The following is a 15,507-nucleotide window of genomic DNA, read 5'->3' on the forward strand; positions in this document are numbered from 1 at the left end:
CCCCAGGACACCTGGGACGCGGGCCGACGGATGCGGTGTTGCGCAAGAAGTCGGTGGGGCCGACTTCAGGTATTCGGAAAACGGCACGGAGTGAGCCAGGGCGATTCTTTTCCACTCGCGGTGGCGGCGCATGTCGCCGCTGACCAGCTCCCGGTTGATCTGGGTGCCGTCAGGTCGGAAGTTCAGGTGGACTGCCGAGGTGTCATCGAACAGCCACCAGTCCTGGTCGGGGATACCGAAGTTCCCTTCAGTGGTGTCCAGGATCCGGATGTCTTCTCCGGCGGCGATGTTGCCAGGGATACCCCAGGCGAACTGGTACCGCTGGTAGTCCGTGAGGGGGTGGCGCACCACCCGGACGCGGCCGATCTTCCGTCCCGAGGAGACGAAGCCGTGCACCCTCCGGTGCCACGCCGCGTTGTGATCGACCGGCTTCGGCTCGCCGCGCAGGAAGCGTGCGAGGCTCTCTGCTTCCCTGGGCATGGTGTAGGCGGGCTGCGCCTCGAACCGGAACGCTTCGTGCTGGTAGCTGTCGAAGTGGGCGCGCCACTGGTCACCATCCAAGAGCACGGATGGCCTCCTTCGGAACCGTGTTGGGGAACCTCGACGGTGGGGCGCCTCCAGAACCGTGAAGTGGTCGCCCTGGACCACGGACGTCCCTCGATCGGTGGCGTACACGTTCGGGCAGTCGTCATCGTCGGAGTTTGGGCGGTTGAACTCGCCGGTAAAAGAGAGCAGCTGAGGGCGCTCAGTCATGCTGACCTCCTCCAGGCCGGGCACCTCCCAACTCGTCAACGACGCTAGGGCTGCCTTCGATGCGTGTCCACGCCGTATCGGGCATATCCGTGATCTGGAATAAGGATCTTGTCCGAGGCTGGGCGGGATGCGGGCTAACGGGCGCGGTGCTGCGCAGGAAGTCGGTGGGGTCGACTTCCTGTGCGATCGAAGCGTGATGGGTGGCCCCAAATAGAGATCATTGGTCGAACACGGGACTGTCGCCGAGTCGGCATAGATACCCCACAGGGGTCCAGGGCCGAGCTGGGGAGAAAGCTGTGGGGCGGGATCGTGAGCGCCCGGGGATGGTGGTTGGGGGAGGGAGGCCGGACCCGGGCCGGTTCGGCGTGACCGTCGGTGTAGACGGGGCACAGTCCGTCTGGCTGGATGATCCTGGTAACACCGTCGCGGTCCGTTGACGACCGCTCCGTGCCGCTCTAGAACGGAGCACAGGCCCCGGACACAGCAGGACGTGTCGCGGCACGGACTGCTGGGGCACCCCCGAGAGATCCTGAGGAGCAATGCCATGGCTCCAGACGACAACGGCTGCCCGGTGCTGGACATGACCGGCCGGGCCCTGCACCAGCAGAACGCGGAGCTCCGCGCCGCCGGGCCCGCCGTGCGGGTCGAACTCCCCGGCGGCATCGTCGCCTGGTCCGTGACCCGCAGCTCGGTGATCCGCGCCCTGACCGGCGATCCGCGGGTCTCCCGCGACCCGCGCAAGCACTGGCCCGGCCTGGCCGCGGTGCCCGAGGGGTGGCCGATGGGCCCGATCGCGTTCCAGCAGAACTTCTTCAACCGCTACGGCGACGAACACCGCTCGGCACGGCGACGGATGGCGCCCTCGTTCTCGCCCCGCCGGGTGTCCGCGCTGCGGCCCGGGATCGAGGCGACGACCGCCGCCCTGGTCGGCGCGTTCCGCGACCTCGCCCCCGGCGAGGCCGTGGACATCCGCCGGGCCCTCTCGCTCCCGCTCACCATGACGGTGATCTGCGACCTCTTCGGCGTACCCGCCGACATGCGGCCGCAGATCGGCCGGTCGATGGACACCCTGCTGACGACGACGGCGACGACCGAGCAGATGACGGTCGCGCGGGCGGAGATCAACGTGGTGCTGGTCGAACTGCTGGAGCTCAAACGGCGCGACCCCGGCCCCGACCTCGCCAGCGACGTGGCCGCCGTCAGCACCGGCGGCGACACGGGCCGCGCGGAGGAGGAGTCCCGCGACGAGCTCTTCCTGATGCTCGGCGCCGGGTACGAGACCGCCGTCAACCTCATCACCAGCGCCGTCCAGGCGCTCCTCACCCACCCCCGCTACCTGGCCCAGGTCCACGAGGGCACCCTCGCGTGGGAGGACGTCATCGAGGAGACCCTGCGCCACGAGAGCCCGGTGATGCACATCCCGCTCCGCTACCCGCTGGAGGACATCGACCTCGGCGAGGGCGTGGTCATCCGCCAGGGCGAGCCGATCCTGCTCGGATTCGGCGCGGCCGGCCGGGACCCGGAGGTCCACCCGGACCGGCCGGACGACTTCGACCCGACCCGCCCCGACAAGGAGCACCTGTCCTTCGGCTACGGCCCGCACTTCTGCCTCGGCGCACCCCTGGCCCGGCTGGAGGCCGAAGTGGCCCTGGAAGGCCTCTTCGGTGCCTACCCCGGCAGCGCCCTGGACCCGGCCAGCCCGACGCCGGCCCGCCTGGAGTCCGTGATCATAAGCGGCCCGGCCGAGCTCTGGATCGTCCCGATGCCTACCACAGTGTGACGGCGGTACCTGGGGGAAGGGCGGCTCCCGCGAGTTAGCGGGGGCCGCCCGTCGGGCCGTGGGGGTGAGGCGCTGAAATGGTAGAACAACCCCGCCCAGGCGCCGCGGAGCCCCGGGGGGGGGGGGGGGCGGGGGGGGGGGGGGGGCCCGCGGCGGTGCGGGGCCCCCCCCCCTTCGGGCCGTGGAGGTCAGGCGATGAAGTGGTCGAACTCGCCGGCCTTGGCGCCGAGGAGCCAGGCGTTGAGCTTGGTGCGGGTGGTGGTGACGATGTGGGCGGGGTCGTCGGACTCGCGGATGTAGACGAGGGCGCCGTCGGATGCAATTTCGACGCAGTTGGTCTCGTAACTGAAACTGGACTTCTGCCAGATGAGCCGTTCCATGCCTACCTTCCCTGTACTGCGTAACGAATGTGCTGGAGCAAACCCCATGAGTCGCGATAGGCGGGGGAGGGTCCGGGCGCAGAGGCGGTCAGGGGTGGGAGCGCCGCGCCTCTGAGGCGTTCGAACTTCCGCCGGTATGACGATACTGCTTCAGGATCGCCCAGGAACGGGACGCCGTGCGGCTGCTCCATCAAGACGGTGTCCAGCTTCGGGTGCTGACCGTGCAGCAGCATGAACGGGATGTCGGTCGAGGCGAAGACTGTGCAGCCGAACGGCAGGATCTGGATGGTCACATGGGGCAGCTTGCCGACATCGATCAGGTAGTTCAGCTGGTCGCGCATGACGGTTGGACCGCCGTACATCGCGTGTAGCGCGGCCTCGTGGATCACGGCATGGAAGGGTGTTCCGTTCTCGACGCTCAGGATCTCCTGGCGGGCGCGGCGAAACTCGACCTTCTTCTCGGCGTATTCGAGGATGATCTCGCTGTAGGCCTTGGTCTGGAGCAGCCCTGGGATCAGAAGAGTCTCGTAGCTTTCCAAGCGGGTCGCATCGGCCTCGTACTCGGCGAGGTCGAGGGCTGAGGGGTGAACGTAGCCACGGTAGTCGGTCCACCAGCCCTTGCCGTTGCTCTGGCCTATGGCGAGAAGAGCAGCGCGGTACTCGGGATCGTTGGCATGGCAGGCGTCGAGCCAGATGTGCAGGCGGTCGAGGTTGAGACTCAGCCTCCCGGCCTCGGTGTGGCTGACGGCTGGCCCCTTCATGCCCATCAGCGCGCCGATCTCCGGTGCCGACACGCCTGCGGCGTCGCGTAGACGGCGCAGTTCCTCACCGAAGCGGCGCTGTCGTTCACTGATCTCGGTCCTGAGTCCCACGGGCATGCCTCCTTGCGCGCTCACGCTACTCGCAGTGTGGGGGAAATTACAGTTAGTGTTGCATCGTTGGACCTTGTCCCCTTACAGTCCAACCACAACCGCGCATCAGACGGGTCGTCAGTTGCGTCTGTGCGTAGCCCCTCTGCACCGCTGGGAGATTCCCCATGTGTGACCCCAACCTCAACTCCCCCTCCCTCACCGTCTCTCGCGAGGCGTTGCGCGACACCATGGCGCGCGCCGGGTACCCCAACTCCTCCATCGGGGATGCCGAACTCGCGCTCGTGGAGCTGGTGGTGAACGCCTGGCGGCACGGGTTGACCGCCGCGCCCGTCGTCCTGGTCGCCGTCGTCCACGGGACGCTCCGCGTCACCGTCGCGGACCGCAGTCCCGTGCTGCCCGAGCAGCGGAAGCCCGACCCGTTCGCCCAGTCCGGGCGGGGGTTGATGCTGGTGGAGGGGCTCATGCACCGCTGGGGTGCGGAGCCGCAGAAGCTCGGCAAGCGCGTTTGGTTCGAGCTGGACGGCGCCGCGTGATCGCCCACCACCCGATCCACCCCGCCGACCCGGCCCTGCGGCAGCTCACCGGTCGGCAGATCACCGAACTGATCGTCGATCTCCGCACGGAGGGCCGCGAGTTCGGTCTCCTCTGGCCGTCCGCTCGGCCCGGCGAGACCAATCTGAACGGCAGCGCCCTGGTCTCCATCGGCAACATCCCGGCCAGCACCTTGATCAACCTGCTGGCTCTGCTGCGCGAGTTCAAGCGCCGGCGGGGCCGGGCGTGACGGGCATGCTGGTCCTGATCCTGCTGGCCGCCGCCGTCGGCGGTGTCTGTCAGGCCCGGTCCGAGCGGCTTCGGGATCGACGGGATCGGACATAGGTGCCATGCATGGCACGCGGGCCCGCCTTCCCCAGGCGGGCCCGCGCCATTTCGGGTGCCACGGCGGCTCCTGCTGACTCGCGAGGCCGCCAGTCCGTGCGGGTCAGGCGATGAAGTGGTCGAACTCGCCGGCCTTGGCGCCGAGGAGCCAGGCGTTGAGCTTGGTGCGGGTGGTGGTGACGATGTGGCCGGGATTGTCGGACTCGCGGAGGTAGACGAAGTCGCCCTCGGAGGCGATCTCGATGCAGTCCGCCTGGTCACCGCTGAAGCTCGGCTTCTGCCAGTTGAGGTGGTCCATGGCTACCTTCCCTGTACTCCGTGTCGGGCGCGCTGGAGCAGGCCCCGGGAGCCACGATAAGCGGGCGCACAGCCGTGTCGTTTCGGTCATGTCAATTCGTGCGACTCGTTGTGCTATTCCCTTGGGTCCTCACTCGTTCCTACACTGAGACCCCGCCGCACGGGGGCTGCGGGAACCAGGTTGCCGACGGGCCCGGGGGAGGCGCGTGTGAACGACCGTGGCTGGGACGAGGATGATGCCCGGCCGTACTTCTTCCTCTCCTACGCGCACACCCCGAAGGCCGGCACGCGCGGCGCCGGTGATCCGAACCACTGGGTCCGCCAGCTGTACCGGGACCTGTGCGAGGCGGTGCTGCAGCTGACCACGGTCCCGGCCGGGGTGCCGGTCGGCTTCATGGACGAGTCCATGCACCAGGGGGAGTTGTGGGCGGAGCGGCTGTCGGAGGAGCTGGCGACGTGCCGGGTGTTCGTGCCGCTGTACTCTCCCCGGTACTTCAACAGCGTCCCGTGCGGGCAGGAGTGGCACGCCTTCACCCGCCGCCCGGTGTACCCGGCGACGATCGACGCGGAGCGCACCAGCGGCATCGTGCCGGTGCTGTGGGCGCCGATGAGCCGCTACCGGCTGCCCAAGGTCGCCAGTGAACTCCAGTTCAACCACGCCAGTTTCGGGCCGGACTACGCCACCGAGGGCCTGTACGCGCTGATGAAGCTCACCTACTTCCGCTCGGCCTACGAGCTGGCCGTGCACCGGCTGGCGGCGCGGATCGTGCAGGTGGCGGAGGAGACGGTGATCCCGGTCGGGCGGCGGTTGGACTTCAACGGGCTGCCCAGCGCCTTCAACGTGAGCGCGCCGACCAAGCAGCTGCGGATCTCCGTACTCTCCTACCACCAGGGCGAGTTGCCGCCCGACCGCAATCCCGACTTCTACGGCTCCCGGCGCACCGACTGGCACCCCTATCGCCCGGCCGGCTCGCCGATCGCCCAGCACGCGGTGCGGCTGGCCCGGCAGTTGGGGTTCCAGCCGACCGTGCACGAGTTCGACGACGAGGTCGAGTCGATCATCGAGGGGGAGGCGGCCGCCCCCGGCCTGCTCCTGCTCGACCGGTGGGCGCTGCGCGATCCGGACCGCCGGGAGCTCGTCCGCCGCTTCGACCGCTCGGACGCCACCTGGGTGAGCGTCCTGGAGCCGTGGAACACCGAGGACCCCGAGTGCGAGGAACGCGGCGGCGACCTCGGCGAGTTGAGCGACCAGGCGTTGCGCATCACCCGGCGGGCGAGCCGCCCCAGCTTCCTCGGGGTGAGCGGCCCGACCGGGCTGAACACCCTGGAGGACTTCGACGACGCGCTGCCCCGGGCCGCCATGAAGGCCAAGTACGCCTTCGAGGGCCGCACCAGGGCCGAGCCGGAGGATCCGCCGCCGCCCCGCCCGAACCTGCGGGACGCGTTCCGGCGCGGCCCGGGCGCGGCCCCGTTCGGCCGGGACGCCCCCCTCGGGCAGGACGACTCCGGACCCGACGACCACCCAGACCGTGACGACGGCGATGACCCCGATGACGGGATGGCGCCCTTGGGAGGACGACCCAGATGAGCGAGAACCCCACCAGGAACTTCCGCGTCGGGGGCCTCACCGTGGCCGAACTGGCCGCCCAGCGGGAGGCCGAACGACGGTCCGTGGAGCAGGACCGCAACGGCCGGATCATCACCTTCTACTCCTACAAGGGCGGCACCGGGCGCACCATGGCGCTCGCCAACACCGCCTGGATCCTGGCCGCCAACGGCTACCGGGTGCTCACCGTGGACTGGGACCTGGAGGCGCCGGGCCTGGCCAAGTTCTTCCACCCCTTCCTCGACCCGGCCTCGCTGGCCGGCACGACCGGGATGATGGACCTGATCGCCGAGTACCGCGAGGAGGCCCTGCGCCCGGTCGAGCACGCCGAGGGCTGGCACCTGGACTTCGCCAGGGTGCACCCGCACGCGCTGTCGCTGTCCTGGCCGCTGTTCCCGACCGGTGGCAGCCTGGACTTCCTGTCCGCCGGCCAGTTCAACCGGGACTACTCCGAGGCCGTCACCCACCTGGACTGGGACATCTTCTACGACCGCTTTGACGGCGGGCAGTTCTTCGACGCCCTCAAGGCCGACATGAGCAAGCGGTACGACTACGTGCTCATCGACTCGCGCACCGGCCTGTCCGACATCGCCGAGATCTGCACCGTCCAGATGCCCGACGACCTGGTGGTCTGCTTCACCCTGAGCGACCAGTCCATCGACGGCGCCTCCCGGATCGCCCAGCACATCCACGACCGCTACCGCGAGCGCGGCATCCGCATCCTGCCCGTCCCGATGCGCATCGACGAGGGCGAGAAGGAGAAGGCCGACGCCGGCCGCTCCCTCGCCCGGGTCCGCTTCGACGGGCTGCCGGCCGGCCTCAACGGCGAGGAACTCGCCGCCTACTGGGGCTCGGTGGAGATCCCGTACCGGCCGTTCTACGCCTACGAGGAGATCCTCGCCACCTTCGGCGACCAGACCGGCACCCCCACCTCGATGCTCGCCGCCTGCGAGCGCCTCACCGCGATGATCACCCAGCGCAAGGTCACCTCCCTGCCGGTGATGGACGAGGAACTGCGGCTGCGCTACGTGGACGCGTTCACCCGCCGCCGCCCGTCCGTCCCCGCCGACCTCTACCTCTCCTACGTCCCCGAGGACCGGATGTGGGCGGACTGGATCGAGTCCGTGCTCACCCGGGCCGGCTTCCGGGTGCTGCCCCGCGACCTCAGCGCCGGCACCGACCCGCGCGAGGAGACCGAACGCGGCATCGACGCCGCCTACCGGACCGTCGCCGTGCTCTCGCCCGCCTACCAGCGCTCCCCGCAGGCCCGGGCGCTGTGGGAGTCCGTGGTCAACTCCGACCCCGCCGGCACCCGGCGCCAGCTCGTCCCCGTCCGCGTCGGCGACGTCAGGCTCACCGCGCCCTTCAGCAACCGCAACCCCGTCGACCTCGTCGGCCGCGACGAGACGCAGTCCGTCCAGACCCTGCTGCGCGCCCTCGGCCGCGGCGACGTCGCCCTGACCGAGCCCAACGGCAGCGGACCGCGCTTCCCCGGCAGCAAGCCGACCGTGTGGGACGTCCCGCCGCGCAACCCCTCCTTCACCGGCCGCGCCGCCGTCCTGGAGCAGCTGCGCAACCAACTGCGCGGCGGCATGGCGGCCGTCCTGCCCACCCCCCAGACGCTGTACGGGCTCGGCGGCGTCGGCAAGACCCAGGTCGCGCTGGAGTACGCGCACCGGTTCATGTCCGACTACGACCTGGTCTGGTGGATCGACGCCGAGCAGACCGAACTCGTCGCACCCGCCCTCGCCGACCTCGCCCGCCGGCTCGGCCTGCGCGTCGGCGACTCCGTCACCGAAGCCGCCGAGGCCGCCCGGGAGGCGCTGCGCCGCGGCGTGCCGACCTCGCGCTGGCTGCTGATCTTCGACAACGCCGACGAACCGGCCGAGATCCGCCGCTTCTTCCCCGGCGGCTCCGGCCACATCCTGGTCACCTCCCGCAACCAGGCCTGGACCGGGCACGCCGAGGCGCTGGAGGTGGACGTCTTCACCCGCGGCGAGAGCGTCGAACACCTGTGCCGGCGCGCCCGCGGCCTCTCCCGCCCGGACGCCGACCGGGTCGCCGAGGCGGTCGGCGACCTGCCGCTCGCCGTCGAGGTCGCGGCCGCCTGGCTGGACACCACCGGCACCCCGGTGGAGACCTACGTCGCCCAACTGCACGCCGAGGCGGCCCGCGCGCTGGCCGTCGCCCGCCCCGCCGACTACCCGACCCCGGTCGGCGCCACCTGGAACGTGTCCATCGGCCGGCTGCGCCAGCAGTCCCCGGCCGCCGTCCGGCTGTTGCAGCTCTGCGCGTTCTTCGCGCCCGAGCCGATCTCGATGAACCTCTTCTACAGCGACCAGATGATCCGGGCGCTGGTGAAGTACGACGCCGACCTCAGCGACAAGTTCATGCTGGGCAAGGTGATCCAGGCGATCGGCCGGTACGCGCTGGCCAAGGTCGACGCCGGCAGCAACAGCTTCCAGGTGCACCGGCTCGTCCAGGCGGTGATCCGGGCCGAGATGACCGACGACGAGCAGGAGATCGCCGTCCACGAGGTGCATCGCATCCTCACCGGCGCCCGGCCCGTCCTCGGCGACACCGACGACCCCGCCAACTGGCCCGCCTTCGACGAGATCTGGCCGCACCTGTCGCCCTCCAAGGCGCACAACTGCGACGAGGCGGACACCCGCCAACTGCTCATCGACCGCGTCCGCTACCTCTGGAAGCGCGGCGAACTCGACCGCGCCCGCGACCTCGGCCACGCCCTCGACACCGAGTGGACCAACAAGCTCGGCGAGAACGACCGGCAGACCCTGCTGCTGCGCTTCCAACTCGCCAACGTGCTGCGCTCCCAGGGCAACTACGCCGAAGCCCTGGCCCTGGACGAGGACACCCTGGAACGCCAGCGGGCCCTGCTCGGCGAGCACCACCCGTACACCCTGATGACGGCCGGCTCCCTCGGCGCCGACCGCCGGGCACTCGGCCGGTTCCAGGCCGCCCTCGACCTCGACCGCGAAATCCTCGACCAGTTCCGCGAGTTGTTCGGCGACGACAACCCGCGCACGCTCTCCATGGCCAACAACCTGGCCATCGACTACCGGCTCGTCGGCAACAGCGAGGCCGCCCGCGAACTCGACCAGGAAACCCTCGACCGGCGCACCGCCGTCCTCGGCCCCCGGCACCCCTACACCCTCTCCACCAAGTCCAACCTCGCCCGCGACCTGCGCGAACTCGGCGACTACCGCGGCTCGGTGGACCTGCTCCAGGAAGTCACCTCCGACCTCGGCGACGTCCTCGACCCCGACCTGCCGGAGAACCTGCGCAACGCCAAGTCCCTGGCCGTCTCGCTGCGCCGCATCGGCGCGCTCGCCGAAGCCCGCCGGATCACCAAGGAGACCTACGAGCGCTACCTGGAGCGCTACGGCGCCGACGCCCCCGACGCGCTCGCCTGCGCGCTCAACCTGGCCGCCGACCACAGCGCCTCCGGCGACAAGGAGGCCGCCCGCGACCTCTGCTCCACCGTCTTCGAAGGCCACCGCCGCCTCTTCGGCGACGAACACCCCTTCACCCTGGCCTGCGCCAACAACCTCGGCATCTACCTGCGCGGCAGCGGCGACATCCAGGGCGCCATCGAACGCGGCCGGCTCACCGTCGAAGGGCTGACCGACTCCGTCGGGCCGGACCACCCGTACACCCTCAACGCGGTGATCAACCTGGCCAACGCCTACGGTGACGACGGCCAGATCGGCCTCGCCGAGGAACTCGGCCGGGCCGCCTACCAGGGCCTGTGCGAGCGCTACACGCCCCGGCACCCGGATGCCGTCGCCTGCGAGGCCAACCTGTCGATCACCCTGCGCTCGGCCGGCCGGCACACCCAGGCCGCCGAACTGCGGGCCCGTGCGATCGGCGAGCTGATCCGGCAGTTCGGCGAGGAGCACCCCAACACGGTCGCGGCGCGCGGCTGGAAGCGGATCAACCGGGACCTGGAGCCGCAGCCGGTGTAAGCGGTGGTGTGAGCGGTGGTGCAGGCGCCGGTGAGAGCACGGCCTCCGGCCGGGGGCGGCGGGTACGCTGCGGGACCATGAGCAAGCAGACCCCGCCCCCGGTCCTGGTCACCCGGCGCCTCGCGCCCGGGGTGATCGAACGGCTCACCGCGCGCCACGCCGTCACCTGCCACGACTCCGACCAGGCGATGGCCCGGGCCGACCTGCTGGCCGCCGTCCGCGGCCGCCGCGCCGTGCTCACCACCCTGGACGACCGGGTCGACGGCGAGTTCCTGGACGCGGCCGGGCCGTCCCTGGAGATCGTCGCCAACCACGCCGTGGGGCACCACAACATCGACCTGGCCGCCTGCGCCGACCGCGGCGTGCTGGTCTCCAACACCCCCGGCGTGCTCACCACCGCCACCGCCGACATGGCCTGGGCGCTGCTGCTGGCCGCCACCCGCCGCCTCGGCGAGGGCGAGCGCCTGCTGCGCTCCGGCAGCCCCTGGACCTGGGCACCGAACTTCCTGCTCGGCATGGAGCTGGCCGGCACCCCGCTGGGCGTGCTCGGCATGGGCCGGATCGGGCAGGCGGTGGCCCGCCGGGCCCGCGCCTTCGACATGCCGGTCAGCTACCACAACCGCCGCGAGCTGCCGCCCGAGCAGGCCGACGGCGCCACCTGGCGGCCGCTGGAGGACCTGCTCGCCCACTCCACGGTGCTGGTCGTCACCGCCCCGCTCAGCGCCGCCACCCGGCACCTGCTGGACGCCCGCCGCCTCGCCCTGCTGCCGCGCGGGGCGGTGGTGGTCAGCATGACCGCCGGAGTGGTGGACGAGGAGGCGCTGGCCGCCGCGCTGGAGTCCGGCGCGCTGTTCGCCGCCGCCGTGGACAACTTCGAGCACGAGCCGGCCGTCCCGCCCGCGCTGCTCGCCCAGGAACGCGCCGTCCTGGCCCCGCACCTGGGCAGTGCCACCGTCGCCACCCGGCAGGCGATGGGCGGCCTGGCCGTGGACAACGTCCTGGCCGTGCTGGACGAGGGAGCGCCGGTCACCCCGGTGACAGCCTGAGGCCTCATGACAGCCTGATGCCTCAGCCCGCCGCCCAGGCCAGGGCGGTGGTCAGCACCCGGAACGCGCCGAAGTGCGCTGCGCCGGGCTCCAGGAAGAGCTCGGCGCCGGGGATGTGGTCGCCCAGCCAGCGGGAGTGCTCGACCGGGGAGAACTGGTCGTCGGTGCCGTGCCACAGCCAGCTCGGCACCGCGATGTCCTCGACCTTGAACCCCCAGTCGGCGGTGAACGCCAGCACGTCGTCGATCCAGCCGTCCGCGCCGTGCCGGAACGCCTCCCGGTAGTTGCTCTGCAGCATCCGCCGCAGCCCGTTGTCGGCCACCACCTCCCGGTCGGCGGGCGACAGTTCGGGCCGCAGCCCGTTCAGCAGCCGGACCGGGTCGTCCTTGATCTGCCGGGAGCGGAACTCCATCGCGTCGGCGATCCGGCCGTGCCCGCGCTCCGCCTCCTGGTAGGCGTGCACGTTCGACGGGGTCATCCCGGCGTACCAGTCCAGGCCGGCCGCGTTGCGCGGCGCCAGGCCGACCAGCACCGCCACCCGGCTGACCCGCTGCGGCAGCAGCGCCGCGCAGGCCAGCGCGTGCGGGCCGCCGCCGGAGCGGCCGAGCACCGCGAAGCCGTCCAGCTTGAGGTCGTCCGCGATGGCCCGCACGTCGGCCGCCGCCGCGCTCACCCGGCGGCCGAACTGCCGGGTCGAGTCGCCGTAGCCCGGCCGGTCGTAGGAGATCAGCCGCACCCCCAGCCGGTACAGCACGGTGCTGCGCGGGTGCGGTCCCACCCGGCTGCCGGGCATGCCGTGCAGCAGGAACACCGGGCGGCCGCGCGGGTCGCCCAGGGATTCGACGGCGAGGGCGCGACCGTCCGGGGCCTTGACCATCCGTAACGACACCTGCGGCCTCCTCAGTGGTCCCGGTCGGTGGTGGTGCGGATCTCCCGGCGGGCCTGCCAGGTGGTGTGCTCGCGGGAGACCGCGTCCTCGGCGTCCCGGGCCAGCCGGGCCCAGAGCTCCTCGGCATCCGCCGACTCCACGTCCAGCCGGGCCAGTTGGCACCGGATGAGCTCCAGCTCGTCGGCGGCCAGTCCGTACGCGGCGGCCAGCGGGCGGTACTGGCGCAGCTGCGCCCACGCGGTGATCGAGGCGGCCACCGCCGAGACGGTGCCCAGCGCGTCGTAGGTGAACGCGCCGAGCGCCCGCAGCACCGCGAGCACCAGCCCGAGCGCCGGGAGCACCACGCCCAGCACCCCCGCCAGCGCCCCGGCCCGGGCGCAGTACCGGGACTTGGCGCGGTACCAGTCGTGCTGCACCTGGATCCGTTCCCGCAGGTACACCTCGCGCCGCACCGCGAGCGGCTGCTCGCGCAGGTCGCGCATCGCCGCCGTGATCCCGGCGAGCTCCGCCCCGGCGCCCGGTGCGACCACCCGGCCGTCCCGGAAGGCGCCCAGCACCCCGCCGAGCTGGACGCGGTACAGGCCCTCCGCGTCCGGCAGGGTGTGCGGCGGCGGCTGGTAGGCGTCCGCCCGGACGGCGAACTTCCAGGCCAGCGTCTTGACCGACTCGGCGGCGGCCCGGCCCTCGTACCAGAGCCCCTGCGGGTTCTGCCGGCTGATCACCACCGCGAGGACGATCGCGCCGAGGTAGGCGGCGGCCGCCGGCCAGGCCCACGGCTCGCCGTCGGCCGAGCCGGTCGCGGCGGCGGCCACCAGCAGGAGCAGCTCCCAGGCGGAGAGCAGCACCGAACGCCGCTGGCCGCGCAGCGAGGCCGCGTCGGCGGCCCAGAAGAACCCGGGCAGCAGCTCCCGCTCGCGCATCCACCCCGTCCGTCCCGCCCCAGACGCCATGTTCGGCCCCCACCCGTCGCTCCGGTCGCACCGCTCTCCTGCCCCGGGCGGCTTCCCGGTACGCCTGGCCCACCCCCGGGCCGCCCGCAATGGCCGGGATGCCCCGGTGGATTGTCCGGCCCGGGTACGTTCGGTGGGCGGGCGGACACCCTGCGTGTCCCGGCGTGCCCGTGGGCGCGACCGGTGGGCGTCAGTAGGTGTAGAGGATCCGGTCGGCGTTGTCGGCCATCTGCTTGGCGTTCCACTCGGTGCCGCCGGGGACGTTGCCGGAGCGGAACAGCGGCGGGGCCGCGGTGGTGCCGTCGGCCGCCGCGTCGGCCAGCCGGCCGACCGCCGAGGCGACCACGGCCTGCATGAGCGCGCTGGTCACGATGGTGGAGACCGGGCCGAAGGTGGTCTCGGCGGCCGGGTGGGTCAGCTCGCCGTCCCCGACCGCGATCTTGCTGTCCAGCACCACGTCGCAGTTGTCCTTCAGGTACGTGCCGGACGGGTGCGCCGGGGGCACCTCGCCCGGGTACGCCAGCGACGTCACGCCGATCACCTTCAGACCGCGGTCCCGGGCGTACCGGGCCAGCTCGACCGGCATCACCTGGCGGCCGGACAGCGAGATCACGAACAGCAGGTCGCCGGAGGCGGCCGGGGTCAGGTCCAGGGTGGTGGTGGCCAGGCCGGACACCCGCTCCAGCGCGCTGGACAGCGGCGCGGGCATCACCGTCACCCCCGCCATCCCGGGGACGTTCAGCAGGTTCATCGGGACCAGCCCGCCGGCCCGGTAGACCACGTCCTGGGCCGGCAGCGCGGAGTGCCCGGCACCGAAGGTGAACACCCGGCGGCCCTCGGCGATCGCCTCGGCGAGCAGCGCCGCGGCGGCCTCGATGGCGTCGGCCTCCTCCTCCCGGACCCGCTGGAGATGGGCGATCGCGGCGTCGAAGTACCGGCCGACCAGGTCGTTCATCTGTTGCCTTCGCTCTCTGCCGGTGGGGGCGCCGGCCGGGTGGGGCGGGCCGGGAGGGTCCGGGCCGCCAGTGGAGAAAGCTACGGCGAGCACCGTGGCGCCCCGGCGGCACCGCTGTCAACAGGAACGAAAACCGGGACCCGGGGCCCTTGCGCGGGCCCGGTTGTCGGTGCAGTACGTCAGAATTGGCGGTGAGGACACCGAGGAACGGAGCCAGCGGCGATGTCTGGGCTGATCGACACCACTGAGATGTACCTTCGCACCATCCTGGAGCTGGAGGAGGAAGGCATCGTCCCGATGCGCGCCCGGATCGCCGAGCGACTGGAGCAGAGCGGCCCGACGGTCAGCCAGACGGTCGGCCGGATGGAGCGCGACGGGTTGTTGCAGGTCGCGGGGGACCGCCACCTCGAACTGACCGATGACGGGCGCCGGCTCGCCGTGCGCGTCATGCGCAAGCACCGCATCGCCGAGTGCCTGCTCGTCGACGTGATCGGCCTGGAGTGGGAGCAGGTCCACGAGGAGGCCTGCCGCTGGGAGCACGTGATGAGCGAGACGGTCGAGCGCAAGGTGCTCGCCATGCTCGGCCACCCGACCCAGTCCCCGTACGGCAACCCGATCCCGGGCCTGGACGAGCTGGGCGACGCCAAGGCCGAGGGCGAGGGCTTCGACGCCGCGCTCGTCCCGCTGGACACCGTCAAGCCGGGCGACGGCGGTGCCAGCGTGGTGGTCCGCCGGATCGGCGAGCCGATCCAGACCGACGGCGAGCTGATGCGCACGCTGCGCCGGGCCGGGATCCGGCCGGGCTCCACCGTGCGGGTCAGCGCCGCCGTCGGCGGCGTGCTGGTCGGCACCGGGGAGAACGCGGCGGAGCTGGGCAAGGACATCGCCCAGCACGTCTTCGTCGCCCAGGCCTGAGGAACGCGCCCCCCGGGCCCGGAACGCTTCCGGGCCCGGGGAACGCGCCTCCCGGAACGACGAGAAGGGCCCGCTGCTCCCCCGGCCGCGGGGCCGGTGGCCGCCCCCGTGCCGCCCAGTCCCCCCCCACCCAGGGGGTGATAAACCACGGACGCGGCCGCCGCCAAAGCACGTGTGTATAGCGGTGGGCGCCGGTACCAGA

At 71.8% G+C, this 15,507-nt stretch carries 14 protein-coding genes; 7 read left to right on the plus strand and 7 right to left on the minus strand.

The window, feature by feature from the left end; all coding sequences use genetic code 11:
* On the minus strand, positions 1-567 hold a 567-nt coding region (locus ACFV6D_RS36940), incomplete at its 3' end, for a DUF6879 family protein (protein ID WP_380563116.1).
* Positions 568-1,297: 730 nt separating this feature from the next.
* On the opposite strand from ACFV6D_RS36940, the gene ACFV6D_RS36945 reads away from it, so the two are divergent.
* Positions 1,298-2,533, plus strand: a complete 1,236-nt coding sequence (locus ACFV6D_RS36945) for a cytochrome P450 (protein ID WP_380563104.1) — start codon at positions 1,298-1,300, stop codon at positions 2,531-2,533.
* Between the two features lie 188 nt (positions 2,534-2,721).
* Here ACFV6D_RS36945 and ACFV6D_RS36950 read toward each other — a convergent pair whose 3' ends face one another.
* On the minus strand, positions 2,722-2,913 hold the full coding sequence (locus tag ACFV6D_RS36950; RefSeq protein WP_380563106.1) for a DUF397 domain-containing protein: 192 nt from the start codon (positions 2,911-2,913) through the stop codon (positions 2,722-2,724).
* Positions 2,914-2,915: 2 nt separating this feature from the next.
* Positions 2,916-3,785 (minus strand): helix-turn-helix domain-containing protein, encoded by an 870-nt coding sequence (locus tag ACFV6D_RS36955; RefSeq protein ID WP_380563108.1) that lies wholly within the window; start codon positions 3,783-3,785, stop codon positions 2,916-2,918.
* A 164-nt stretch (positions 3,786-3,949) separates the two neighbouring features.
* Between ACFV6D_RS36955 and ACFV6D_RS36960 the strand changes: the two genes are divergently transcribed.
* Both ACFV6D_RS36960 and ACFV6D_RS36965 read left to right on the plus strand, forming a co-directional pair.
* Positions 3,950-4,318, plus strand: coding sequence for an ATP-binding protein (locus ACFV6D_RS36960; protein WP_063348181.1), 369 nt, complete (start codon positions 3,950-3,952; stop codon positions 4,316-4,318).
* A complete protein-coding gene (locus ACFV6D_RS36965; RefSeq protein WP_063348180.1) occupies positions 4,315-4,566 on the plus strand; it encodes a hypothetical protein in 252 nt (83 codons plus the stop codon). Before ACFV6D_RS36960 ends, ACFV6D_RS36965 begins: the two co-directional genes overlap by 4 nt.
* A gap of 198 nt (positions 4,567-4,764) precedes the next feature.
* Here the strand turns inward: ACFV6D_RS36965 and ACFV6D_RS36970 are convergent, their stop codons facing one another.
* Entirely contained in the window at positions 4,765-4,959 is a 195-nt protein-coding gene (locus ACFV6D_RS36970) for a DUF397 domain-containing protein (protein ID WP_063348179.1), read from the minus strand.
* A gap of 207 nt (positions 4,960-5,166) precedes the next feature.
* Here ACFV6D_RS36970 and ACFV6D_RS36975 point away from each other — a divergent pair, with 207 nt between their 5' ends.
* The 3 genes from ACFV6D_RS36975 to ACFV6D_RS36985 all read left to right on the plus strand — a co-directional run bounded on the left by ACFV6D_RS36975 (position 5,167) and on the right by ACFV6D_RS36985 (position 11,596).
* A complete protein-coding gene (locus ACFV6D_RS36975) occupies positions 5,167-6,546 on the plus strand; it encodes a TIR-like protein FxsC (protein WP_063348178.1) in 1,380 nt (459 codons plus the stop codon).
* Between the two features lie 83 nt (positions 6,547-6,629).
* Complete coding sequence (gene fxsT / locus ACFV6D_RS36980; protein WP_063351197.1) at positions 6,630-10,550, plus strand: FxSxx-COOH system tetratricopeptide repeat protein; 3,921 nt, start codon at positions 6,630-6,632, stop codon at positions 10,548-10,550.
* Positions 10,551-10,627: 77 nt separating this feature from the next.
* The gene (locus ACFV6D_RS36985; RefSeq protein WP_380563110.1) at positions 10,628-11,596 is read left to right on the plus strand and encodes a 2-hydroxyacid dehydrogenase; all 969 of its coding nucleotides are present in this window, start codon (positions 10,628-10,630) and stop codon (positions 11,594-11,596) included.
* Positions 11,597-11,618: 22 nt separating this feature from the next.
* On the opposite strand, the gene ACFV6D_RS36990 is transcribed toward ACFV6D_RS36985, so the two are convergent.
* From ACFV6D_RS36990 to ACFV6D_RS37000, 3 genes are all read right to left on the minus strand, one after another.
* On the minus strand, positions 11,619-12,473 hold the full coding sequence (locus tag ACFV6D_RS36990) for an alpha/beta fold hydrolase (protein ID WP_063348176.1): 855 nt from the start codon (positions 12,471-12,473) through the stop codon (positions 11,619-11,621).
* A gap of 23 nt (positions 12,474-12,496) precedes the next feature.
* Entirely contained in the window at positions 12,497-13,405 is a 909-nt protein-coding gene (locus ACFV6D_RS36995) for a DUF4231 domain-containing protein (protein ID WP_380563112.1), read from the minus strand.
* A gap of 220 nt (positions 13,406-13,625) precedes the next feature.
* The gene (locus tag ACFV6D_RS37000; protein ID WP_063348174.1) at positions 13,626-14,390 is read right to left on the minus strand and encodes a sugar isomerase domain-containing protein; all 765 of its coding nucleotides are present in this window, start codon (positions 14,388-14,390) and stop codon (positions 13,626-13,628) included.
* A gap of 222 nt (positions 14,391-14,612) precedes the next feature.
* On the opposite strand from ACFV6D_RS37000, the gene ACFV6D_RS37005 reads away from it, so the two are divergent.
* Positions 14,613-15,305 (plus strand): metal-dependent transcriptional regulator, encoded by a 693-nt coding sequence (locus ACFV6D_RS37005; protein WP_380563114.1) that lies wholly within the window; start codon positions 14,613-14,615, stop codon positions 15,303-15,305.
* Positions 15,306-15,507: the final 202 nt, after the last annotated feature.

Origin of the sequence: Kitasatospora sp. NPDC059812 (assembly GCF_042732075.1) — a bacterium.
Taxonomy (GTDB): Bacteria; Actinomycetota; Actinomycetes; order Streptomycetales; family Streptomycetaceae; genus Kitasatospora.